General features: G+C 53.3%; 24 protein-coding genes and 2 pseudogenes. 16 read left to right on the top strand and 10 right to left on the bottom strand.

Annotated elements, in window-relative coordinates:
* The first annotated feature begins 21 nt into the window (after positions 1–21).
* The 7 genes from EH206_RS17190 (at position 22) to EH206_RS17165 (ending at position 4,954) form a co-directional block, all read left to right on the top strand.
* Complete coding sequence (locus EH206_RS17190) at positions 22–1,539, top strand: hypothetical protein (protein ID WP_232216520.1); 1,518 nt, start codon at positions 22–24, stop codon at positions 1,537–1,539.
* 127 nt (positions 1,540–1,666) lie between these two features.
* On the top strand, positions 1,667–1,813 hold the full coding sequence (locus EH206_RS23210) for a hypothetical protein (protein ID WP_009114092.1): 147 nt from the start codon (positions 1,667–1,669) through the stop codon (positions 1,811–1,813).
* A gap of 498 nt (positions 1,814–2,311) precedes the next feature.
* Positions 2,312–2,533: a type II toxin-antitoxin system Phd/YefM family antitoxin gene (locus EH206_RS17180; protein ID WP_009114091.1), complete on the top strand. Its 222-nt coding sequence runs from the start codon at positions 2,312–2,314 to the stop codon at positions 2,531–2,533.
* Complete coding sequence (locus tag EH206_RS17175; protein ID WP_009114090.1) at positions 2,530–2,922, top strand: type II toxin-antitoxin system death-on-curing family toxin; 393 nt, start codon at positions 2,530–2,532, stop codon at positions 2,920–2,922. The genes EH206_RS17180 and EH206_RS17175 overlap by 4 nt, the downstream gene beginning before the upstream one ends.
* Before the next feature lie 26 nt (positions 2,923–2,948).
* On the top strand, positions 2,949–3,119 hold the full coding sequence (locus EH206_RS23100) for a hypothetical protein (RefSeq protein WP_009114089.1): 171 nt from the start codon (positions 2,949–2,951) through the stop codon (positions 3,117–3,119).
* Between the two features lie 151 nt (positions 3,120–3,270).
* On the top strand, positions 3,271–4,044 hold the full coding sequence (locus EH206_RS17170; RefSeq protein WP_009114088.1) for a type IV toxin-antitoxin system AbiEi family antitoxin: 774 nt from the start codon (positions 3,271–3,273) through the stop codon (positions 4,042–4,044).
* Positions 4,037–4,954, top strand: a complete 918-nt coding sequence (locus EH206_RS17165; RefSeq protein ID WP_040344051.1) for a nucleotidyl transferase AbiEii/AbiGii toxin family protein — start codon at positions 4,037–4,039, stop codon at positions 4,952–4,954. The genes EH206_RS17170 and EH206_RS17165 overlap by 8 nt, the downstream gene beginning before the upstream one ends.
* A 532-nt stretch (positions 4,955–5,486) precedes the next feature.
* On the opposite strand, the pseudogene EH206_RS17160 reads toward EH206_RS17165, so the two are convergent.
* A pseudogene (locus tag EH206_RS17160) lies at positions 5,487–5,918 on the bottom strand (D-serine ammonia-lyase); the annotation flags it as partial.
* A 163-nt stretch (positions 5,919–6,081) separates the two neighbouring features.
* Here EH206_RS17160 and EH206_RS23525 point away from each other — a divergent pair.
* Positions 6,082–6,207, top strand: coding sequence for a hypothetical protein (locus tag EH206_RS23525; protein WP_255342497.1), 126 nt, complete (start codon positions 6,082–6,084; stop codon positions 6,205–6,207).
* A gap of 372 nt (positions 6,208–6,579) precedes the next feature.
* Positions 6,580–7,230, top strand: coding sequence for a DUF421 domain-containing protein (locus EH206_RS17150; protein WP_009114086.1), 651 nt, complete (start codon positions 6,580–6,582; stop codon positions 7,228–7,230).
* 74 nt (positions 7,231–7,304) lie between these two features.
* On the opposite strand, the gene EH206_RS17145 is transcribed toward EH206_RS17150, so the two are convergent.
* Genes EH206_RS17145 through EH206_RS17130 form a run of 4 tightly spaced genes read right to left on the bottom strand, consistent with a single transcriptional unit; the run spans position 7,305 to position 12,449 of the window.
* Positions 7,305–8,939, bottom strand: a complete 1,635-nt coding sequence (locus EH206_RS17145) for a dipeptide ABC transporter ATP-binding protein (protein ID WP_009114085.1) — start codon at positions 8,937–8,939, stop codon at positions 7,305–7,307.
* Positions 8,936–9,847, bottom strand: coding sequence for an ABC transporter permease (locus tag EH206_RS17140; RefSeq protein ID WP_009114084.1), 912 nt, complete (start codon positions 9,845–9,847; stop codon positions 8,936–8,938). Before EH206_RS17140 ends, EH206_RS17145 begins: the two co-directional genes overlap by 4 nt.
* Complete coding sequence (locus tag EH206_RS17135; RefSeq protein WP_198008300.1) at positions 9,844–10,767, bottom strand: ABC transporter permease; 924 nt, start codon at positions 10,765–10,767, stop codon at positions 9,844–9,846. Before EH206_RS17135 ends, EH206_RS17140 begins: the two co-directional genes overlap by 4 nt.
* A gap of 26 nt (positions 10,768–10,793) precedes the next feature.
* A complete protein-coding gene (locus EH206_RS17130; RefSeq protein WP_009114082.1) occupies positions 10,794–12,449 on the bottom strand; it encodes an ABC transporter substrate-binding protein in 1,656 nt (551 codons plus the stop codon).
* Between the two features lie 418 nt (positions 12,450–12,867).
* Here EH206_RS17130 and EH206_RS17125 point away from each other — a divergent pair, with 418 nt between their 5' ends.
* Both EH206_RS17125 and mltB read left to right on the top strand, forming a co-directional pair.
* Positions 12,868–13,209: a zinc ribbon domain-containing protein YjdM gene (locus EH206_RS17125; RefSeq protein WP_009114081.1), complete on the top strand. Its 342-nt coding sequence runs from the start codon at positions 12,868–12,870 to the stop codon at positions 13,207–13,209.
* Positions 13,210–13,324: 115 nt separating this feature from the next.
* On the top strand, positions 13,325–14,422 hold the full coding sequence (gene mltB, locus EH206_RS17120; protein WP_009114080.1) for a lytic murein transglycosylase B: 1,098 nt from the start codon (positions 13,325–13,327) through the stop codon (positions 14,420–14,422).
* Here mltB and EH206_RS17115 read toward each other — a convergent pair.
* The 5 genes from EH206_RS17115 to EH206_RS17095 all read right to left on the bottom strand — a co-directional run bounded on the left by EH206_RS17115 (position 14,416) and on the right by EH206_RS17095 (position 18,666).
* Positions 14,416–15,123, bottom strand: a complete 708-nt coding sequence (locus EH206_RS17115; protein ID WP_009114079.1) for a GGDEF domain-containing protein — start codon at positions 15,121–15,123, stop codon at positions 14,416–14,418. The genes mltB and EH206_RS17115 overlap by 7 nt on opposite strands.
* A 6-nt stretch (positions 15,124–15,129) precedes the next feature.
* Positions 15,130–15,579, bottom strand: a complete 450-nt coding sequence (locus tag EH206_RS17110; protein WP_009114078.1) for a DUF1987 domain-containing protein — start codon at positions 15,577–15,579, stop codon at positions 15,130–15,132.
* 1 nt (position 15,580) lies between these two features.
* On the bottom strand, positions 15,581–16,135 hold the full coding sequence (locus EH206_RS17105; RefSeq protein WP_009114077.1) for a SiaB family protein kinase: 555 nt from the start codon (positions 16,133–16,135) through the stop codon (positions 15,581–15,583).
* Positions 16,132–17,406 carry a SpoIIE family protein phosphatase gene (locus EH206_RS17100; RefSeq protein WP_009114076.1) on the bottom strand — a complete coding sequence of 425 codons (1,275 nt, stop codon included), beginning with the start codon at positions 17,404–17,406 and terminating at the stop codon, positions 16,132–16,134. Before EH206_RS17100 ends, EH206_RS17105 begins: the two co-directional genes overlap by 4 nt.
* Positions 17,407–17,514: 108 nt before the next feature.
* Positions 17,515–18,666 carry an alpha/beta hydrolase gene (locus EH206_RS17095; RefSeq protein ID WP_050815616.1) on the bottom strand — a complete coding sequence of 384 codons (1,152 nt, stop codon included), beginning with the start codon at positions 18,664–18,666 and terminating at the stop codon, positions 17,515–17,517.
* A gap of 165 nt (positions 18,667–18,831) precedes the next feature.
* On the opposite strand from EH206_RS17095, the pseudogene EH206_RS17090 reads away from it, so the two are divergent.
* The 5 genes and pseudogenes from EH206_RS17090 to EH206_RS17070 form a co-directional block, all read left to right on the top strand.
* Positions 18,832–19,068: pseudogene (locus EH206_RS17090) on the top strand (multidrug ABC transporter permease/ATP-binding protein); the annotation flags it as partial.
* 277 nt (positions 19,069–19,345) lie between these two features.
* Positions 19,346–20,395, top strand: coding sequence for a type II asparaginase (locus EH206_RS17085; protein WP_009114074.1), 1,050 nt, complete (start codon positions 19,346–19,348; stop codon positions 20,393–20,395).
* Positions 20,396–20,575: 180 nt separating this feature from the next.
* Complete coding sequence (gene aroL, locus EH206_RS17080) at positions 20,576–21,097, top strand: shikimate kinase AroL (protein ID WP_009114073.1); 522 nt, start codon at positions 20,576–20,578, stop codon at positions 21,095–21,097.
* A gap of 155 nt (positions 21,098–21,252) precedes the next feature.
* Entirely contained in the window at positions 21,253–21,537 is a 285-nt protein-coding gene (ppnP, locus tag EH206_RS17075; protein WP_009114072.1) for a pyrimidine/purine nucleoside phosphorylase, read from the top strand.
* Positions 21,538–21,882: 345 nt separating this feature from the next.
* A complete protein-coding gene (locus EH206_RS17070) occupies positions 21,883–23,673 on the top strand; it encodes a methyl-accepting chemotaxis protein (protein WP_009114071.1) in 1,791 nt (596 codons plus the stop codon).
* Positions 23,674–23,707 lie beyond the last annotated feature (34 nt).

Below are 23,707 nucleotides of genomic sequence, written 5' to 3'. Positions count from 1 at the left end.
TAAACAGTGTTGAATTAATAAATGGAGCACAATGAAATGAAAGCCTATTGTACAAAGAATAATATTCTCGTTACAGAAAGAACGCTCAAGATATTCAGGAAAGCCATTTTTAGCGTTCCCTTTGATGATAATTGCGATGGAAGATGTAAACCCACTTATTACATATCGATAGCCATCCTTATACAGCATCTTATATGCAGCGCAACAGCAAGTCGAAATACTTGTAAAAAAGCTCGTTTTAAAGGTAACGGTAAATGGACATGTTCTGTCCCTTTCCCATACTCTCTCGGTGAGAGCGTTGCCCCTGCGGTTTTTAAGCAGTCACGCGAGCTTCCCTTTGAGAGGGCGCTGGAAAAGCTGGAAGCGGCAAAACTTATCAAAATCATCAGGCATGACGCCGCGAAGCATAAATGCCGTGAGTTTGCACTCTCAAAGCGACTGCTGGAAGCATTGTTTCCAGGGGATCGCAAGGAATATCTACAACGTAAAGATCGCTACAGCTATCTGACCGATATTTATGATAAACGGCAGGAGCCTTTGACACTGGAAGAGCTGGTTGCGCTGGCATCCATTCAGAAGCCTGTCGTTTGTCATCAGGTATCAAAGCGTAAAATACCGGATACGGCCTTCAGGGAGCGGGTTAAGCAGGTCTATGACCAGCTTGACTACTTGCATATCAATCTTGATGCATTGAGGGATTACTGCAATGCGCATCCAACTTCCGTCAATATGATGTATTACCATAATTTTATTAGCCATCTCTGCGATGTGGGGGTGAAAGCCATCAGTATCAGTCCGTTGATTGTGGCTTATCCCCAGTCGTACAAAACCGCCCGTCTGGGGGGGCGTTCGTTTGAGGTGGGTAAAGGGTTTCAGTACCTTCCGAAAGGGATGAAATGGGCGTGTCTGGCGAAAGGATATAACTACGATATTAAAAGCAGTCAACTGGAGATCCTGCGGCATGAGCTTGTACGCATTGGCGTGTCGCCCAAAAATATGAAACGTCTTGAAACCAGCTATATCAGTAAAAAACTGGGGGTTGATGAAGATGATGTTAAAAGCTTTCGTTTTTCGACCATTTTCAACGCCGGTTCGGTAAGTCTGTCGTTTCAAAGCGTGACCAGAAAACGTCTGAACAAACAACTGGGAGAAGCTGAGGCTGGCAGGGTGCTGACTCGCTGGAAAAAGCTGATGGAGCCGTTAAAGGAGAATCTTAAACGCCTTATTGAGGATTACCTTTCATCCGGCAATACCAACCGCTATGGGCTTTGCGTCAGAAGTTCGGTGGGACAGAATTTTAACTGTACATGGAAAAATGTCCGGAAAGCGAAAAAATGGCAAACCTCGCAGATGCGCCGAAAGCTGCTTGCGCATATGTTACAGGGGCTGGAAAGTCGCGCCATCTACGATTATGTTGCCAGCCACAACGGAGTGTGCGCACTGGAGCATGATGGTTTTGTCAGTTTGAGCAAACTGTCTGATGATGACTGGAAACACCCGTACCTGCGCATTGTGCTGAAAAACGAAGCACAGGAGTAAAATCGGTGGCATCAATGTCAGAGGATAAAAAACAGAATGAATTGATTAATTTTCTTTAATCTAGTAGGTTGTTGTTGAAACTATTTCTCGAATATATTCTGTATTTCTACCTCTAAAGGATACTGTGATGCTTGAGAAGTTAGAGCTAACCAAAAATGCACAATTTTATATTTCCAAGGGGGGTGAACCCCTACCTCCAATAGAAGATTTATTTATCCTTGATATATTGAATGCATCTGATGATAATGTTGAGCCTGAATCCCCATATATATAAAATAAATTTAGAATTCAAAAGCACTTAATTGATAAAGATATCCATTATTTATATTCAGTTAGAGTATTTCCCACGATCAGGCCAGTTTACTTCATTGGGAAAGACGAAGGCGAGCTTGGATTATATGACAGGATTCATGCGTTTATTATTATTTTTGAATTCGAAAATAATATCGGCATAATCAAAAAAATCTGTTCTAATATATCTGAAAAAAATGAGAAAAACTTTGATCTGATTACCAACACAATGATAGCTGAGACTTTCAATGATTCCGATGTTTCTTTCCAAAGAATATCTTTAAGAAACATGACGGTATCGGACAAAGCAATAAGACAGAGATCTTATGAGGCACCGGATTTAAAGGGCACATTCTCGGTTGCTTCATTGTAAAAAAAGACCTCATGCGTAGAGTTACGTAGCCCTTGATGATGATTTTTTATATTTGAATCAAAATAACACTAAGTGTACAATATAAATGTACACTTCAGGAGACACATCATGCGTACTTACACCTCAACTCAGGCTCGGGCCAATATCTCAGAAGTACTGGATGTCGCCACCCAGGGTGAACCGGTTGAAATCACCCGCAGAGATGGCAGTTCCGCAGTGGTTATCAGCAAGGCTGAATTCGAGACATACCAGAATGCTAAACTGGATGCCGAGTTCGATGTGATTATGCAACGCCACGGTCATACTGTAGAGGCGCTGACAAACCGATGATATGGGTCAGCGCTCAGGAAGTTATCGCTTTCCATGACTGTATATTGCAACGGTTTCCCGGCGTTGCCGGCATGCCGGACTCCGGCAGAGCGGAAGCACTCATCTATCGGGTGCAAAACCGCACACACTATGAAGGCGTTACAGATGTTTTTGAGCTCGCCGCCACCTACTGGGTCGCTATCGCTCGTGGACACATTTTTAATGATGGTAATAAGCGCACTGCGTTTTTTGTTACCATGACGTTTCTCTACCGCAACGGTATCAGTATCCGTGATACCGACAATACGCTGGAAAACTTAACGGTAGAGGCAGCAACAGGCGAGAAAACCGTTGACCAGTTAGCGCGGTCTTTACGGGACTTAGTGGACAATGTTACCCCAACGCGTTGAGCACCTTCAACCTTTCAGGAACTATTATGAGCGGCTATAAAAAAATACAGGTGTCTTATGCCAAGCCGTCCCGCGCAGATATCGCTCGTTCTGTTGCGACCTCGACAGCACTTGAGACAAGGCAGTCCTCCAGCCAAATCGAAGCTTCGCTTAAAATTCTACGCAACAAGTTTGCACATCTTCGCCTGGCTGATTAGCCGTGCCTGCCCTTTGCTAAATCATTACTCAGCCAGTGGCGATGCAAGTCGCATGTCTACCTTTTATCGCTGGGGCGATTACTTTCAATGTTGACATCTTGTCAGCTTAATAGTTTATTATTTTATGTATTATTGCACCAGTGGTGAATGTATGGCATCAAAATTAAACTGGCTTTTGCAGAATACCGATCCCGGTTCTCTGGTGGTACAGTCCTGGCTGACAGAGTACGGCATCAGCCCTTCTTTGGCGCATAAGTACACCCAAAGTAACTGGCTGCGAAAATTGCGTGCCGGAGTGTATGTTCGGGTAGGACGTGAACCGGAGTGGAGTGATGCTGTGTTATGCCTGCAAAATCAGTTATCAATCCCAGTACATTTGGCCGGGCTGACCAGTCTTGTTTATCAGGGGCGTTCCCATTATCTCCAGCTTAAACAGCAACGTATCTGGTTGTATGTCGGAGAGAAGGCGGCGTTGCCAAAGTGGTTTAGGGAGTTTCCCGGCGTTGAGTGGCTGTTGCTATCTAATCAGAAGTTGTCGCAGCTTGACGAGAAGTATCTGATAGAAGTCGAGATTAAAGGTAAAGCGTTAAAAGCCAGCGTACCTGAACTGGCGGCTTACGAGCTGGCAGATGCTGTGCCAAGATGTATCACTTTTGAGCATGCCGCCGAGCTTTTTCAGGGATTAGTTAATCTGAGTCCGCGTAAGGTGGAAATGCTTCTTCGTGCCAGCCGGGCAGTGCAGACCAATCGTTTATACCTTTTTTTAGCCGATTACTATGCACATCCCTGGGTCAAACGGATCGATAAAAACAACATTGATTTAGGAGCCGGAAAACGACAGATAGTAGCCGGTGGTAAGTTGGATAAGCAGTATCAGATCACCGTACCCGGAAAGTTTATTAATGATGGGTTATCACATGGATAAAAATTCACCGTATTACCGGCAGGTTGCATTATTGATGCGAGCACTGCCGCTTGTGGCAACAGAGCGCTGTTTTGCATTAAAAGGCGGAACGGCGATTAACTTGTTCGTTCGTGATTTTCCCCGCTTATCGGTTGATATCGATTTGGCTTACATCCCGCTGGAAAGTAGGAATGAGGCTTTGCCAAACGTTCGCGCTGCATTGAACCGTATTGCCGAAATACTGCAACAACAAGCCGATATTTCGGCGGTGCTGCAAACGAATAACCCTGATGAAATGCGCATTGTGGTTTCTTCTCAGGAGGCACAGATAAAGATTGAGGTATCGCCTGTTGCGCGAGGTACGTTGTATCCTCCTAAGGAGCGTGACGTTGTTGACGCAGTAGAGGATGAATTCGGTTTTGCTACCATTCAGGTTGTCTCCCTTGCCGACCTTTATGGTGGTAAGCTTTGTGCCGCCATGGACAGGCAGCATCCCCGGGATTTTTATGACGTCAAAATGCTACTCGAAACGCAGGGTATTGATCGCCACATCTTTAATGGTTTCATCGCTTATCTGCTGGGACACCCACGCCCATTATCAGAGGTACTAAATCCCCGCTGGAAAGATATTTCTGAGCTATATGCGCATGAATTTAACGGAATGACATTCGATGAGGTCTCTCTGGAAGAACTCAATGCGATACCCAAATTAATGGTTACTGCTCTCAAAGTACAATTCACGCAGCGGGACTATGATTTTTTGATGTCTTTCAAAAGTGGTCAACCAGATTGGAGTCTCGCTCCTGAAGACCAAATTAAGCATTTACCGGCGGTGAAATGGAAGTTGCAAAATATCGGTCGAATGCAAAAAGAAAAGCATATTCAGGCGCTGGCGAAGCTTGAAGGGGTGCTTGTTGGGTGGCTGAGGTAGTTTAGTATTTTACCTTTATATTCACTCTGAGTGTAACTAAATGGTATTTCGTAAACTGCATGCGATAATCCATCAACGTACTATAGGGTAGTAACAACAGATAAATCAATTAGTTAGTAAAGTGTAGGTTAAAACGTAGGTTTTCCTGATTTCATCAAAATAACCATTAAATATCAATGAGAACACACCAATGCATCATCGGCGTATGGCTGGCAAGGTCCTTGTCAATCGACTGATTCATATTGATTTTACTCGGTTTTTCACTCTATCTGTTAGCTCGAAAGGCGCGGGAAAAATGGTCGAGCCTTATCTTATCACCGACACCCCAGGTTATTCACCTGTATGAGGCGGGATGAAAATCAGCGCAACGGCGAATATACAGGATTCGGCGGCGGATTGATTGCGGCGGAGGCCGCGCACACGGCGGTAAAGCACCACAGGACGTTATCAGAGCCGCGATGGAAAATGTATCTGATTTTGCGAATATTGATCGGGCGCGCGAAGCTGCTCGCAACTTTGTCGAGGTAAAGTGTTAGCGTCCTTGCGCCAGGTACTGCGCCATTTCCTCTTCCGGCCCCATCCCCCCGCCGGTCGCCCATACCAGATGCATGGCGTTATTTTACTGCTCAGCGCTGAATGCGTGCATCCGCCGGTAATCCGTCGAGGCGCAAACGCGCTGAGGTCCGGCCATGCCTGCCAGCGCCGACGGCTCCAGGCGAATGCCTTCTTCCTGCGCCATGTCATACATGGTTTGATCGTCCAGGGTATAGAGTCCGTCAAGAAGCCGCTCCATTGCCCTGCCGACAAAACCCGAAGCGCGGTCTACAGCCAGGCCGTCTGCGGCCGTCAGGTTATCGATGTCAATTTCCTGTACGGAAAGTGGGCGATTAATGCGGTCATATTGGCGTTTTTCATCGTATGCCTCGTTGCGCTTAGATAATAAAAGAAAGCAGGAATGTGCCGGCCAGTGCAACAACCGAAGCGACAATTGCCGTCGCGCCAACATGGTAAAGCACCACAGTTAGCCTCTGTCTAGTGTTCCGGTACCAGGCAAATCGCCCATCTTTCAGATAAGGATCTCGCCTGAGATTAGCCGTCTTATATTGGTATTCAACACAGAGAAGGTCATGAAGAATCTGGTCAAAGTAAAATCGGCTAGTCGTGTTTCTTCTGAAAAAATCGTTCTTTCTGTTGCAACCTCTACGGCCATTGAAACCGGTCAGTCATCGGCGGATATAGAAGCTTCTTTATAAGAGAAACGGCTAAAGTATGCCTATCTTAATCTTGCCGTTTAATTGTTTTTTAGCGCCTGACGAACCCAATATTTCATAGGCCGATAATCCATATTCGCGCCGGCATGGATGGCGGATATGTATTGGCTTTTGTTTACGACCTTTCCCTGATTTCTGGGGATTCCTCAGCGCTCCGGGGCCGGTAAACCGCGCCGAAGGCGTCTGGTTTACCGGCCTAATCCGCCTATTTTCCCTGAAAAAACGGCATAAACGCCGATTTTAATCTATATAAATCATGGAGGGCGCCGCGTCAGCGGCGGCCGGCAGTCGGTTTTGTATGGACGCAGGTCTTGTTGATATCGCGGACCGCCTAGGGCAGTGGATAGAGGATATATGGAATATTACGGTTTAGTGTTAATCAAGTTCGTCATCGGCTTTTGCATTGTCATCATGCATCTCAATCTTTCAGGAAAAACCCAGCTATCGCAAATGACGCCGGTTGATTTCATCGGCAATTTCGTGCTGGGGGGGATTATCGGCGGGGTGATATACAGCGACAGCATTCCGCTGCATCAATATGTGGTGGTGCTATTTATCGGCGTCGTGCTGATATCGTCGCTGAATGCCGTGAGTAAGCATGTGCATTTGTTTCGCGCCATAGCCATCGGCAATCCACTGCCTATCGTGAAAAAAGGGCGCTTTCTGATGGATAATATTCTGCACAAGAAAAATAAAATCGATATTTTAAATATCGCTTCACAGCTGCATGCGCAGGGAATCAATGCCTTTCAGCAGGTAACCTATGCCCAAATAGAGCCCGGCGGGCAGTTGACCGTGGTTTGCGATAACGCGAAAATGCCGTCGGTTATTGTTATGAAAGACGGCAAAGTCAGGCCGGAAGAGCTGAAACAGATAGAAAAGGAGCGGGACTGGCTGGAAAAAGAGCTGAAGCGCCACGATCTGGAGGCGGAGGATATCTTTATCGCCGAGTTCTGGGATGGAAAAGTGATGTTTATCCTGCGCGACGGCACCATAGTGAAGTGATACGGCGCTCGGGCGGAGGGGCCGATAGCCGGGAGCGCCGCAATCGGCCGCGTTGCCATTCGAATCACTCCGGCTTACAAGGCCGCCTGTGCCAGCCGCCGTCCGGGCACCGCATCCAGCAGTTCGCACGTATAGGTTTCGCCCGGAGAACCGAACACCTGGGTTGCCGGTCCCTGCTCAATCACGCGTCCTTGGCGCAGAACCACGATGTGGTGCGCCACTGCGGCAACCACCGCCAAATCATGCGAAACCAGTACGTAGCTCACGCCGAGTTCGCGCTGCAGTTCTCCCAGAAGCTCGAGAATCTGGGCTTGCACCGAGACGTCTAGCGCCGATACCGGTTCGTCAAGAAACAGCAATTCGGGTTTTAACGCCAGCGCGCGTGCAATGGCCACACGCTGGCGCTGGCCGCCGGAGAGTTCGCGCGGCAAGCGATTGAGCATGGCGCGCGGCAGTTGTACCTGGTCGATCAGACTTCTGGCCTCGTTCTCCAGGGCGGCCCCCTTGAGAAGACCGAAGGCGCGCAAAGGTTCGACGATGCTTTCAAAGATAGTCAGACGCGGGTCGAGGGAAGCATAGGGGTTTTGCTGTACCAGTTGCATGCGCCTGCGCAATGGCCGAAACTCCGACCAGCTCAGGCGCGAAAGATCGGTGGCGCCGTCGAATATGACCCTGCCTGCGCTCGCCTGCTCCAGTCCAAGAGCGATACGCAGCGTCGTAGTCTTGCCCGAACCCGACTCGCCTACGATAGCCAATGTTTGCCCGGCGGCAACGCTAAAGGATACCGCGTCCAGAGCCTGGAAATGACTCGCCTGACCGCGCGCGCCGGGTAACCTGAACACTTTGCCCACTCCGTCGAAACGCAGTATTTCGCGCGCGGGCAAGGCTTGCGAAGCAGGGCGCGGCGGCACATTCAACACCGGCGCCGCCTGCAACAGCATGCGGGTATAGTCGTGCGCGGGCGCGGCCAGCACGGTGGCGGGATCCCCCTGCTCCATAATTCGTCCGCCCTGCATGATTAGCACGCGGTCGGCACGGTCGGCTGCAACGCCCAAATCATGGGTAATGATGAGCATAGAGATGCCCTGGCTGCGCACCAGCGTCTCCAGATGGTCGAGAATGCGGCGTTGCACCGTGACGTCAAGCGCCGAGGTCGGTTCGTCCGCAATCAGCAGCCGAGGCCGCCCGGCGAGGGCGATGGCGATCAGTACCCGTTGGCGTTGACCGCCTGAAAGCTCGTGCGGATACTGGCGGGCGCGCAATATGGGCTGATCCAAACCGACCTGTTCAAGCAATTCCAGCACGTCGGCATCAAGCGCCCGACCTCGCGAGCCGCGAACGCGCCGGACAACTTCGCCGATTTGCCGGCCAATCCGCATGGTTGGGTTGAGCGCCACCATCGGATCCTGGGGAACCAGACCGACGGTACGGCCGCGCAGCTGTCGCCAGCGAGTCTCGGAGAAATGCGTAACATCCTCGCCCGCAATGGTGATGTTTCCCCCGGTAATGCGCGCGTTGCCCGCCAGCAGTCCCATAAGCGCGCCGGCCAGCGTAGACTTGCCGGAACCAGACTCGCCGACAATGGCGACGGTCTCGCCGGGAAATATCGACAGACTGACGTTATTCACGGCTCTGACATCCCGGGTTTGAACCTGATACTTTACGTACAGATTTTCCACCGTCACTAGCGGCTGGTTCGGGCGGCTCATCGCTGCAGTTCCTCCAGAGTTTTAGCTATGTGGTTGAGGCTGAACACCACCAGCGCAACGAACAACCCGGGGAGCAAAGAAACCCACGGAGCGGTCATCAGATAACCGCGTCCTTCGGAAATCAGCGTACCCCATTCGGCAGCCGGCGGCTGGGCGCCGAAACCGAGAAAGCTCAAAGCCGCAACCGCCAGCACGGCGCCGCCGAATTCGAGAATAATCAACACCGCAACAGGTGCGCAGGAGTTCGGTAAAATATGCCTCCAGACAATCATCAACCAACCGGCGCCGCAAAGGCGCGCGGCTTCCACGAAAGGAAGGGCCTTGACCTTTAGCACCTCCGAGCGAGTGGTTCTGGCAAATGCAGGGATGCTTCCCACGCCGACGGCGATAGCCACCTGGAGGGTGCCGAAACCTATTGCGGTCACAATTGCCAAGGCCAGGAGAAGAGAGGGAATGGCCAAAGTCACATCGACTATCCTCATCAGCGCGGCATCAACCTTTCCCCCTGAAAACCCCGAAAAAATCCCTAGCAGCAGCCCAACTACCGCGGCGATCAGGATCGCGAGAGCGGTTGCCTGAATGGTCAACTTTGAGCCGTAAAGCACCCGGGTGAAGAGATCGCGCCCGACGTGGTCCGTGCCGAAAAGATGTTCCCACGAAGGCGGCAGGATTTTGTTGGCCGGAGAGGTGGCGAAGGGATCGTGGCTGGTAAACCAACCCGGGAAAACGGCCGCGGCGATGACGAAAAGAATAAACAGTATCGCCATACCGAGTCCCGGTCGCCGAATCAGCAGCCCGATGGCGTGAGCCAGCCTTGCCCGCCAGATTTCCGGCCGTGTGGCGTCGTCGTCCCACTCGTTGGCGTCATCAACCAGTCGCGGGCGTGAATTTACTTCACTGCTATTCATGTGACTTTCTCGACGTGGCGTATGCGGGGATCGATGACAAGATAGAGCAAATCGACTATCAGGTTCGTCACCACAAAGGCGGTTGCCGCAATCACCACGATGGCCAGAACGACGGGAACGTCCTGAGCCAGTACGGCTTCCTGGGCCAGTCTGCCGATTCCCACCCGCGAAAACACGGTCTCGGTGGTTACCGCTCCGGTAACGGTTGCGCCGATCAGCAGTCCCAGAATGGTGAGCGTGGGAAGGGCCGCATTTTTGAGCGCGTGCCTGGTGTAAACCGCAAAATGGGATATCCCCTTCGCCTTCGCGGTCTGGATGTAAGGCTCTTTGAGCGTGTCATTCAAACTGCGGATTAGCACCTGCGCCAGTACCGCCGCCGATGGCAGCGCCATGGTAATGCTGGGCAGAATCAGGGTTTTCCATCCATCTGAACCGCTTGAGGGAAGCCACCCCAAACCGAATGCGACAACTTGAATCAGCAGCAGACCGACCCAGAATGACGGAAGCGAAACGCCAAGGACCGGCAGGCGGCTTAGGAAAATCTTTAGCGGCTTCCACTGCACATAAGTCGCCGCAATCGCAACGCTCAATCCGAGCACCAGGGCGAAAACCACCGAAACAGCGCCAAGTAGCGCAGTGCTTGGCAGCCGGGAAAAGACGATCTCGTTAACCGACTGGCTTTTGGTGGCCGAGATTCCGAAGTCTCCCTGCAAAATACCCGCCAGGTGTGATAAATACTGCTCTATCGGGCCTTTATCCAGCCCGTAGTATTCTTTGACTCTCTGTAGCTCCTGAGGGGAAAGCGCGTCTATCTGGAGATCGTTGGTGGCAAGTAAATACACCAGCGTATCGCCCGGCAGAACATACAGTATGATATACGACGCCGTGTAAGCCAGCCACAGGACTAGAATGGCCTGCATGATCCGTCTAACGATATAGCCAGTCATTACTTTTCGATCCAGATGTCATTGACGTGGAGAAAGCTTTCTCCGCTGAATTTCACCCCGTGAACCCTGGAACCGATAGCCGCCTGCTGGGTACGCGCGAAAATCGGGAAATAGGCGTTTTCCTGCAAAATAAAGTCCTGCACATCCTTATAGATAGCCTTGCGCGCCGCCGGATCCGCTTCGGCCAGCCCCTTGTCCAGAAGTTCTTGCAGTTTCGACTGCGCCTGCGCGGTAAAACGATTTTTTGACACGGCGGATCCCGAATAACGAACGTCCGCGTGGGATTGGATCACCGCAGGATCGCCGCGCGTCAGGACCCCGCGTTGCAAATCGTAATTGCCGGAGACATAACGGGCATTAGCCTCGCCTGCCGTCACCGGCTGCAAAATCAATTCAAAACCCACTTGCCTGACCTGATCCTGAATCAGAACATCTCCCGGTTTTTCCTCGGTAAGCGGATAGACAACCGTCAGTTTTTTCCCGTCGCGATAGCGATAACCGTCGCCGGCGACCAACCAGCCGGCCTTTTCAAGGATCTCCGCCGCATCCTGCGGATCGTGGGTCAAACTCTCAGACTGGGATTGATAATATAACGTTGACGGCTCCAGAACGCCTTCGGCCACCGGGAAATGTTTTCCATAAATAGTCGCCGCGTAGCTTTTCCGATCAATGGCTTTCTGGAAAGCCTGCCGAACTGCCGCATTGGAAAACGGCCGGTCATAATTTACATTGGGATATAAACTCTCGGTTATACCCGGAATAGAGCGCTGAATTATATTTAGTCCTTTGCCGGTAATGTAGTTGTAATCTTCATTGGTGAACGGATCTCTGGGCCAGGCGATGTCGACTTCCCCTGAAATCACGCTTCCGACCCGGTTGCTGCTCTCCGGAATATAACGCACGATAATTTCATCCAGATACGCATCTCCTTTATTTTCACTAACCGCGGACGGCCATGCGTAGCCTTCACGTTTTTTCAGAACAATGCGTTCCTCCGGCGAGTACTCCGTTAAAATAAAAGGACCGGAGCCGATGAGCTTTCCAAGATTCCGTTCCCGTATCGTGCTGTTTTTGTATGTGGCCGGGGCTAAAATTCCCAGATTGGTGGTAGACGTCGCCTGTAGGAAAGCGGCGTTGGGAACGCTGAAATTGACCTTTATGGTGTATTCATCAACAACTTCCGAGGAAACGTAGCCATCAATGTAGGATTTGCCGAAAGCGGTCGGAAGATCCTTGAGCAGCGCGATATTGGCGTCGAACGAGAGTTTCACCGCCTCGGCGTTGAACTTTTCGCCGTTGCTGAACGTAACGTCGTCACGCAGATAAAATATGTATTGCGTGGCGTCATTATTTAATTCCCAGCGGGTGGCCAACCAGGGAATAATTTCCCCGCTTTGCGGGTCTTGGTCGGTAAGTTGATCCACCACCGCCCTTAACACCGAACGGTGCTCAATCCAGTAGACCTGAAACGGGTCGAGGCTGACCAGAGCGGTGTTGTCGCTGCGAAAGGCAATCTTCAGGGTTCCGCCGCGCTGGATCTCGGCCGACTGCGCCTGCGCCGGGAGGGATAGGCCGCCGACAAGCCCGAAAGCCAGGATGGCGGCGGCCAGAATGGCGCCGGAAAGGCGATTGAAATCACGTCTGGTGAAATTCATTACTCACTCCTGTCACGTCCGATGTCATGCGCCCTTTCGCTGTCAGGTCTCGGCGATCCCATTCCATCGCCGACGGCAGCGTATAAATGCAGGCTAACGTTGATTTGCAGAAATAAAAAATATCTTTATTCTTGATATTTAATGGAATCTTGGAGGTAAACGTTTTTGGATGCAAACAAGAAAATCGGATAAATAATTGTATTTTTCGTCTATTGACGGGCTTTGTTGAATAAATCGACCCCTTAATCACCCTGATAATCAGAACGTTATCGTTCTCCGTTCTCTGGCCGGCGGGGAAAAGAATAAAGCGCTGGCTACTCACCGTGGCAATAAAACGTTAAAATGTATGTTGCTGGTTATGCCATCTTTGATTTTATTGGATTTTTATATAAATTTTATTCTTTTCGGGAATTTTATAATGCAACAGCTACCTAATTGTCCTAAATGTCACTCTGAGTACACCTGGCAGGATAATGAGTTATTGAATTGCCCTGAGTGCGGACATGTATGGGCAATGGACGGCGATTCGGCCGCTCAGGAGGAAGGACTGACCGTCAGGGACGCCAATGGCAATCTGCTGGCGGATGGAGACACGGTGACGGTAGTTAAGGATCTGAAAGTAAAGGGAAGTTCCTCAACGCTGAAAATCGGCACCCGGGTTAAAGGCATTCGTCTCGTCGAAGGCGATCATAATATTGATTGCAAGATTGACGGTTTTGGCGCCATGAAGCTGAAATCCGAGTTTGTGAAGAAAAACTGACGGTAGCGCGCGGCGCCCTGACGTCAGGGCGCATGGCGCCGCTGTTATCGCGTCAGGCAATGCTGGCCGCAGCCGCTATTCTTTTCTTATCTTAATCTGCTTATACGGACACCCAATGCGTCATTTGGCTACTCTCTTTTCACTGATTGTTCTGCTCTCAGCCTGTAGCAGTAAGCCTGCTCCTCCGCCACCTCCCGTCCCCGCCCCCGCCCAGGGGAATCCTTTTAAGGGCGGCGGCTTTCTGCTTGAGCCCGCGCAGTCGGAGCATCTGCCGCGGGGCGATTTTGCCTTTAATCCGGCGACCGGCCGCTTTGTGGACAAAATGGTGAGCGAGCACGGCTTCGATCGCCGACAGTTGCATGACGTTCTGGCCCAGGCGCGGCGGCTGGACTGGGTGCTGCGCCTGATGGACAGGCAGGCGCCGACCTCACGCCCTCCGTCCGGTCCTAATGGCGCCTGGATCCGCTATCGCAGCCAGTTCATCACGCCGGATAACGTGCAAAACGGCGTGCTTTTCTGGAATCAGCATCAGGATGCGCTGCAGCGCGCCTGGGAAGTATACGGCGTACCTCCGGAGATTATCGTCGGCATTATCGGCGTTGAGACCCGCTGGGGACGCGTATTGGGCAAGACGCGTATTATTGATGCGCTGGCGACGCTGGCGTTCGACTATCCGCGCCGCGCCGACTATTTTACCGGCGAGCTGGAAACCTTCCTGCTGATGGCCCGCAATGAGGGGAATGACCCGCTCAGCCTGCGCGGTTCCTACGCCGGCGCGATGGGCTACGGTCAGTTTATGCCCTCGTCGTTTAAAAACTATGCGGTGGATTTTGACGGCAACGGCCATATCAACCTGTGGGATCCGGTGGACGCCATCGGCAGCGTGGCCAACTACTTCAAGGGGCACGGCTGGGTCAACGGGGGCATTGTGGCCGTGCCGGCCGCCGGTCAGGCGCCGTCGCTGGAGCATGGCTTCAACACGCGCTACTCCCTCGCCGCGTTGCAGGCCGCCGGCCTGCGGCCGCAGAGCTCGCTGGGCGGTTACCAGGAGGCCAGCCTGCTGCGGCTTGATATCGGCAGCGGATACCAATACTGGTACGGTTTGCCCAATTTTTACACCATCACCCGTTACAACCACAGTACCCACTACGCGATGGCGGTATGGCAGTTGGGTGAAGCGGTGGGCCGGGCGCGGCAGGGCGGCGCCTACTGATATTCCACCCGGTTTCGGCCCCGATTTTTTGCCTTGTAGAGCGCGGCGTCCGCCGCGCCGTAAAGCGTATCAAAGCCGGTTGTCTGCGGCGCCCAACTGACGCCGAAGCTGGCCGTCACCACCTGCTGAGGCAACGCATCCAGCGGCGCGTCATTCAGGCTGAAATGGAGACGTTCGGCGATAGAGACGGCCTGTTCGAGGATAAAGCCATCAAGCAGAATGGTGAACTCTTCGCCGCCCACCCGACCGATACTGCCGAGTCCTTTGAGCACCTCCCGCACCCGTGAGGTTAACGCGCATATCACGGCATCCCCGGTTGGGTGGCCGTAGGCGTCATTTATCCGCTTGAAATGGTCGATGTCCAGCACGATAAGCGCCGCCTGATTGCGTTGCAGCGTTTGATTGATACGCTCAATGATTGCCCCACGGTTGTAAACGTCGGTCAGAGGATCGTGGCTGGCTTTGTATTCCAGCTCAATCGCCAGCCTATTTAATTGCGCGTTCAGGCGGTTTAACTCTTTTTCCGCGCGGTCGCTGCGGGAAATCAGCCGGTGTGATTCGCGCACCAGACGCTGGTAATGTTCAGTCAGCGCCAGCAGGGTGTCGCGGTAAACCTCCGCCGGCATGTTTTGCTGGTTGGCGACATTGCGCGCCGCGAGCAGGATGTCGTATTCCGGCGTGAACAGCTCAAACGCAGTCATAGATGATTACTCCAGAATATGGCTGTGGAAGTCGAGCGCCGGAAAGTCGATATGCAGCTCTTCACCGAACTCTTCCGCGATATCGTCGTCCTTGTCGTAATACCAGTGCAACGCAATCGTGAGGGCGTGTTGCGCCGCCTGATTCAGCGTGTCGAACAGGCTGAACAGCATTTTGGTGCTGGAACTGTTGAAATAAACCAGCGAGACATGAATTTCGATGGCGGGCGGCGGGTTTTGAGCGAGGAAATCGTTTGCCTGCGCGGCATCGTTTTCCACGGTTAGCAGATGGAGGTAATCCTGTATTTTTGCAATCAGCGGGCGGTAAAACGCCGCCGCATTTTCAGGATAAGACTCGCCTGACAGGGAGAGCCGATAAGTATCGAAGTAAAAATCGACGGCCGGGGTACAGGGCGTTCCTGCGATGTGTAGATTGTCCATATTCATAATGTTTGCCATTTCAAATGATAGCCTTCAGATAAAACGTCGACAGCCCCGTTGATGCGTCAGCCCGAAAAGTGAACTGGAGAGGTTCGCTGGCGTCGCGCGCGACGGTCAGCAAACCCATATCGGCCCCTTTGCTCCAGGGCGGTGTTTCATCGCGCAGGGAGGCTTTATAGGCGAGCTTGATTTCATCGAGCGTCATATAACGTAATGGTTCCAGACGCCCGCGCAGTTTTTCAATATCCTCGGGGTGGACTTGATTTGCGCAAAGTAAGAAATATTTCCCATTTTCATAGCCGATACACACGGAGCCGTGGCGAACCTCATTGGATTGATCGAGGAGAGCCAAATGGGCCGCGGAGTATCGGGTGATGTTCTGTACCATTTCGATAAAGGCGGAAAACAGCTTGCGGCGGATACCCGCGGGAACCTGTTTTTTTTCCAACTGCAACCGCATCGTTTCCGCCAGGGAGCTGATGATGTTTTGCGAAAAATAACCGACGTAATACAGCGTAATGTCCCGCTGGCTGGTCGCGTCGAAAAAACCGGCGTATTTACTATCTGGCGTCATTTTGCATCACCTGGTGGTAAAAACGTTGCGCGCGCAAATGTCGGTCGATGTCTGAAAGCCCAAAAAGTCAGATCGTCCCGTCTGACCTGATTGCCCTGATAAGACAGGTGTTGCTGTGATAACAGGCTGGAGAATTCTTGCATCGGCTTATCCTGATAGCGCAGCAGCAGCTCTTGCAGCCGGCGTTTGCCAAACATAACCTGCCGCTCACCGCCGATTTGATCGGTCAGTCCGTCGGTGGTGGTGAAAAAGAGATCGCCGGCATCCAGGCTTAGCTGATGGCCGGGCCAGGCGTAATCGTAGGGCGTATCGGTATAACCTACGCCCATGCGGTCGGAGGGGAGTATGCACAGCTGCTCGGTCTGCTGTTTCAGCATAAATGCGCACATGCGGGCGCCTGCCCAGGCAAGCGTGCTGTGGGCGGTATCGCAAAAGATCAGGATGACATCGCAGCCGTCGTTGGAGGAGGGGCGCCGCTCCTTGTCGCACTGTCCCAGCGTATCCTTGATATGGCGGTTGATTGCCTGTAGCAACAGGGCCGGCGTTTCCGGCCCGTGCAACGTCAGCGCCTGCTCCAGCGCCGAGGCGAAAATCAGGGTCATAAAAGCGCCGGGAACGCCGTGTCCGGTACAGTCCGCGACGCAGGCGAGCCAGCCATGGCGATAAGTTTTGAAGTAATAGCAGTCGCCGCCGACGCAGTCGCGCGGTTCCCATACCAGGCACCAGTCGCTCAGCGAGCCGGACATCGACTGACGCGAGGTGGCGAGCATGGCTTCCTGGATTACTCTGGCGTATTCGATGCTTTGCATAATCTGCTGGTGCTGCTGCGAATGCATATCGGAAACCGCCTTTATCAGGTCGATCCCCAGACCGATGCCGATATAGCGTCCGTTTTCCGTAATGATGAAACCGTCGGTCAGCGACTTATCTCCGCTGATAACGGTTTGGGCCGCGACGTCATTCAACGATGTCTCGGCATCGACAATCAGCGGATTTTTATCCATAAAAGCGATGCAGCTCTTTTTATCGTACAGCTCATGGAAAAACGGGCGGGACATCTGGGACATAAAGATATGGCGGTTGATCAGCCCGAAAGGCCGGCCGTTCTCCACTACCGGCAGGCTAACCAACTCCTTGTGTTTGCTGAATATATCCAGCACCTCGGCGTTATTGATATCCGGGGAGACGTCGGGCGTCGAAATGCATAGAGCCAGCGCTTTGGGCGGACCCCAAATACCTTGCTGAGCGCGTGAAACAGCGGTGGAAGTCATGATTGTCCTGGTCAGCTAATCGTCCTTGGTACAAAAAATAAACGATGTTAATGACCGAATTATGACATGGCGCGCGGCAGGGGGAGTCCGACGCCTGTCGCTGGCCGACTATTCGCTCTCCAGCACCTGATTCATCACCTGCGTTTGCCAGTCGAAATAAGGGTTGAAGGTCAGGCGGACGTGGGTTTTGCCCTCTTCCTGATAGCCCCAGTCCGAATACCATAGCTGGTTTCTGTCCTGGCAGATCTGCCGGCTGGCCGGCGTTTGCCCGTTGGCGCAGACGATGATCGAGCCTGACTCGCCGTACTGTTTATTATCCGGCGAAAACAGTATCGACATATGGGAGAACTGGCTGATGCGCCACTCGGGCAAATAGTCGCTGCGGGTCAGCACGCGCGGCGAGCGCGCGCCCGCGGGCCGGTCGCCATACCAGATCAGCCTGCTGTGCGGGTTGGTGAATTTACGCTCGAATAGCTCAAGCAGGTAGGGGGTGTCCAGCACCGAGTCATGCTCGGTGAGCACCATCAGTACCGGTTTGTCGTAGGCGGTTTGGGCCAGCAGCCTGCGCACGGCGGCGCTGGAATGGTAAAACTGGGCGAAACCGTTGGTCGGCACCACCATATAACGCGTTATCAACTGCTGCGGATAACCGGGCCGGGGTGTGAGTATCCAGTCTCTAAAGACGGAAAGCAGCGGCGTGAGGAAATCGTACCGTTCGTCGGATTTTATCGCCGGTGAAAACAGCAGCAACCCATTAATTTCCGGGTGATTCAGCGCATATTCCAAAACCAGATTTCCGCCGGTGGAAAAGCCGCCCAGATAGACCTCATCCACGTCATGGCGCAGAATGGCCGTCTGCTCGGCGACCACTCTGCGCCAATCGTCGACGGTGATATGCAGCAGATCCGCCGGGCGGGTGCCGTGCCCCGGCAGCAGCACGGTTCTGACCAGAAAGCCCTGCTGCGCCAGCCGCGGCATAATGTCGTTGAATGAACCGGGAGAATCCCCCAGCCCGTGAACCAGCAAAATTCCCTTGTCCGGCTTGCCGGGCGGGCGCATTTCCTGCGGCGTATTCCAGGCCAGCTCAAGGTTTTTATCGGCGCTCTGAAAGGCGCGGTGCTGCGCAACCCAGCGGGCGGTCTCCTGCTGATAGCGGGCAAAGGTCGTTTGCCCAAGCGGTGTAATGTCATGCTGCCTGCCCGCGCAGCCTGACAGGATAAGCAGGCCGGCGACGACGCTCAGGCCGGAGAGTGTTTTCATAAAAATCGCCGCCAAGGCGGCGGCCCGTAAGGGGGGTTGAAACGACAACGTTTTGTCCTGCAACTTGAATTATTTAGGGGATATGAGAATTATTCTTGATATCAATTCCCGTCCGATTACACTGCGTGCGATTCCCACCATTATCGAGAAAAGAATGCTATCGAGCTGCTGCTATTGCTGATGGCGGCGACATTGGGTTCGCAACTGGCATTGACGACGCCGGGGCGCCATTTTGTTTATCGCCTGCGCGGACAGTTTATTAAACGCATTCTGGATACCAATATCGCGCGCATAGAACAGATTGGCAATGCGCAACTGCTTGCCTGCCCGTCCAGCGACATTCGTAATATCACCCTGGCGTTTGTCCGCCTGCCCGAGCTGGTGCAGGGCATCGTGCTAACTTACCGATTTCCATCTCTTCGGACAAATGATCGGGCCGCAGGGCGCCGCGCGCGACCAGGCAAGTCAGGGTGCCGGCGCGCAGATCAAACGATGAACGGAAAGGATAACATTAACCTATGTCAATGATTTTATAGCCAAAGCTATACAGCCGCCGAGCTCTGGGGCATGATAAGCGCCGATGTCGGCCAGTCTCGGCCGACAGGCAGGATATTATTTATCACTCACCGGCAGCCTTCGAGCAGAGGCCTGCCGTTTAAACATATTGGGTCGGATAGGTATGAAAAGGATATTTAGTTCGCTGTTTGTGTTCGTTTTGGTCTGTTTTCCCGCCCTGGCGAGTGCGGCGGAAAACCTGCCCAACGTGGTGATTCTGGCGACCGGGGGGACCATCGCCGGTTCCGCCGCCGCCAACACGCAAACCACGGGTTATAAAGCCGGCGCATTGGGCGTGGATACGCTGATCAATGCGGTGCCGGAACTGAAAACGCTCGCCAATATTAGCGGCGAGCAGGTCGCCAATATCGGCAGCGAGAACATGACCGCCGACGTTTTGCTGAAGCTGAGCAAAAGAGTCAACGAACTGCTGGCCCGCGACGATGTGGACGGCGTGGTGATCACCCACGGTACGGACACGCTCGACGAGTCTCCCTACTTTATGAACCTGACGGTAAAAAGCGACAAACCGGTGGTTTTCGCCGCGGCGATGCGCCCGGCGACCTCAATCAGCGCCGACGGCCCGATGAACCTGTACGGCGCGGTTAAAGTGGCGGCGGATAAAAATGCCCGTGGCCGCGGTGTGATGGTGGTGCTGAACGACCGTATCGGTTCCGCCCGTTTTATCAGCAAAACCAACGCCTCTACGCTGGATACCTTTAAAGCGCCGGAAGAGGGCTACCTTGGCGTGATTATCGGCGATAAAATCTATTTCCAGAATCGCCTGGATAAAATTCATACCACCCGTTCGGTATTCGACGTAAGCAACCTGGAAAAACTGCCGGCGGTGGATATTATCTACGGTTATCAGGACGACCCGGAATATATGTATGACGCAGCCATCGCGCACGGCGTGAAAGGCATCGTCTATGCCGGCATGGGCGCAGGCAGCGTGTCTAAACGCAGCGGTGCCGGTATTCGCAAAGCGGAAGGCAAAGGTATCGTCGTGGTTCGCGCCAGCCGCACCGGCAGCGGTATCGTGCCGCCGGATGCTTCCCAGCCCGGACTGGTCGCCGATTCGCTGAACCCGGCCAAATCACGCATTCTGCTGATGCTGGCGCTGACCAAAACCAGCAATCCGGCGGTGATTCAGGAATATTTCCACACCTACTGATATTTGTGGCTGGTGGATAGCATAGCCCCGTGATTTATTGCGGGGTTTTTTCTTCTATAAGCGGATTTTATATTCGCGAATTTTACCGGTATGATTCATCCTTCGAATAAATATGAGTAACCCGCCGGCAGAACCACGCCGTTCAGAACGGGCCTGACGAAAACAAGGATACGTCATTAAATGACACAGCCCATTTTTATGGTTGGAGCCAGAGGTTGTGGTAAAACCACCGTAGGAAGCCGACTGGCGCAGGCATTAGGATACGAGTTTATCGATACCGACCTTTTTATGCAGCAGAGCGGCAGGATGACGGTTGCCGAGATCGTGGCGCAAGAAGGGTGGCAGGGTTTTCGTCAGCGGGAAAGCCGGGTATTGCAGGAAGTGACCGCCTGCCGTCGCGTGGTCGCCACCGGCGGCGGCATCGTGCTGTCGGCGTTGAACCGGCGGTTTATGGGCGACAAGGGCTCGGTTGTTTATTTGCACGCGCCGGCCGAATTACTGGCCCGGCGTCTGGAGGCCAGCCCGCTGGACCATCAGCGCCCGACCCTTACCGGGCGGCCGATCGCCGAGGAAATGGCCGACGTGCTGGCCGCCCGCGAGGCGCTCTACCGCGAGGTGGCTCACCACGTCATCGATGCGACGCAGGATCCGACGATCATCGTGGAGAATGTGATGCGGATGCTGCGTTTATCGGCAGCCTAATCCTTCCCGCGGTGCAGTGTTTTCCCTTGACTGGTAAAATAATCGCCGGTCGATGCTACCGACAACGCACTTTCATTGAATAGATAGTGACAGCGGCTTATTGCAGCTTTTAAGATGAATTTTCCTGATTTTTTCCAACTTATAGGTGCCGCTCTATGTTGAAGGTAAACGAGTATTTTGCAGGGAAAGTGAAATCCATTGGTTTTGACAGCGGCAGTATCGGGCGTGCCAGCGTCGGGGTCATGGACGCCGGAGAGTACACCTTCGGCACCGGTCAGCCGGAAGAGATGACGGTGATCAGCGGGGCGCTGAAGGTCTTGTTGCCGGGCGCCCCTGACTGGCAGGTTTTTATGCCCGGCGAGTCGTTTTTCGTTCCGGCGCAGAGTGAATTCAACTTACAGGTGGCGGAGTCTTCCGCCTATTTTTGTAAATACCTGTAGCTTCTCATTATTTATACCTAAATACGAAGCGGTTTTGCGTTGATTAACGCCAAGCCGCTTTTTTAATATAAGCGCGCAGCGCGACGCTGTTTTTAAATAGCTTTTTCTTATGCATGGAAACGGATTTTATCTGCTGAAAATATGGCGTTTTTTGATAAGGTGATAAATTATTCTATATAAATCAATTGGATAATTCTTGTTCTGGCGTTAAGTCCGCTGGATCCCACCACTCTTTTTCTCTTTCATTATCCTGATAACCCTCGGCCGTGCCCGGCGGGTGAACTCAAGTTTTATTTTATGGTGCCGTTATGACTCTCATTACTTTCCTGCGCCGGGAGCTTTCCTATGCTGAAAACGACACGCGCCCGAATTTTGGCGGCCTGTACGACCATTGTGGTGCTTTCTCTCATCATTAATACTTTTCTTAATCACACCATCGCCAATAACGCTAACGAGGAGTCTATCGACAGTATGCTGCATGCGGTGGCCGCCAGTCACGGCATGGCGATTGGCGAGTGGGTGGAATCCAATACGCGGATGATTACCTCGCTGCACGACGGCGTGCTGGCGGATGAGGATCCGGTGCCGCTATTTAAGCAGATCGCCGCCGCGGGCGGCTTTATTAATGTTTATATGGGATACGAGAATAAAACGGCGAAATTTTCCGACGCCGTCGGCATCCCCGCCGATTACGACCCGACGGTTCGCCCCTGGTATCAACAGGCGGTGAAGGAGGGCAAACCGATTGTCACCGCGCCCTATATCGATGTATCCACCAAAGAGCTGATTGTTTCTTTCGCGGTCCCGGTGTTGGACGGCAACAGGGTCAAGGGGGTGACCGGCAGTGATTTGACGATGCAGAGCGTGATTGAAAACGTGAAGTCAATCAATCCTACCCCTGCCAGCTTTGGCGTATTGATAGCGCAGGACGGCACGATTATCGCCCACCCGGATGAAAGCCTTACCTTGAAAAACATCGCCGAGATTGCGCCGGGTATTAGTCTGTCCGCGCTGCTGACGGCCGCGCATCCGCTTGCCGTTGATGTTGCCGGGGCGGCGAAGCTGGCGCTCGCCCAGCCTATCCGCGGTACGAACTGGTATGTCCTGGTGGCGCTGGATAAAGCGGAGGCCACCGCGGGCATGCGCTCTCTGCTGCTTACCTCGGTGGGTACGCTGCTGGCGATCGCCGTACTCGGCGCGCTGGTGTTGGGGGTACTGGTGACATCGACGTTGCGGCGTTTGCTGCTGATTCGCGATGCGATGGACGATATCAGCAACGGTAACAACGACCTAACGCGGCGCCTGCCTGATGACGGGCATGATGAGGTGGCGCAGATCGCGCGTTCGTTCAATATCTTTATCGACAAGCTCGGCCAGGTGATGATTCAGATCCGCGATATCAGCGCCTCGCTACAGCTGGCGGCGAATGAAATATCGGCCGGCAATAATGACCTATCGTCGCGCACTGAGTCCGCGGCTTCCAGCATCCAGCAAACGGCCGCCGCGCTGGAGCAGATTTCCGCCGGGGTCACGCAGTCCGCGGGCTCTGCGCGGCAGGTGAATGACAAAGCCCTGCTGCTGGCGAAAGACGCGGGCAGCGGCGGAAAAGTGGTCTCGGACGTGATAGCGACGATGGACGATATCGTGGTCGCGTCGGGTAAAATCGGCGACATTATCGGCGTGATTGACGGCATCGCCTTCCAGACCAATATTCTGGCGCTGAACGCGGCGGTGGAAGCGGCGCGCGCCGGCGAGCAAGGGCGCGGTTTCGCCGTGGTGGCGGGGGAAGTGCGCAATCTGGCGCAGCGCAGCGCGCAGGCGGCGAAAGAGATTAAAACGCTGATTGAGTCTACGGTCGCCGGCGTCACCTCCGGTTCGGTTCAGGTTCGCCAGGCCGGCAATACCATGAATGAAATTGTTGGCGGCGTCTCGACGGTAACCTCGGTGATGTCTGAAATCACCCATGCGGCGGATGAGCAGATGCGCGGCATCAATGAAATCAACCAGGCGGTGGCGCAGTTGGATTCAATGGTGCAACAGAATGCGGCGCTGGTTCAGGAGTCGGCCGCCGCATCCGCGGCGTTGCAGTCCCAGGCTGAAGACCTGAGCGCGGCGGTAGGGCACTTCCGCGTGTAATCAGCCTGCCCGCCGCGGCGAGGGCGGCGGCGAG

The organism is Brenneria nigrifluens DSM 30175 = ATCC 13028 (assembly GCF_005484965.1).
Classification (GTDB): Bacteria; Pseudomonadota; Gammaproteobacteria; order Enterobacterales; family Enterobacteriaceae; genus Brenneria; species Brenneria nigrifluens.
The sequence above is the reverse complement of the archived record's forward strand: the minus strand, read 5'-3'. Positions and strand labels throughout refer to the sequence as shown.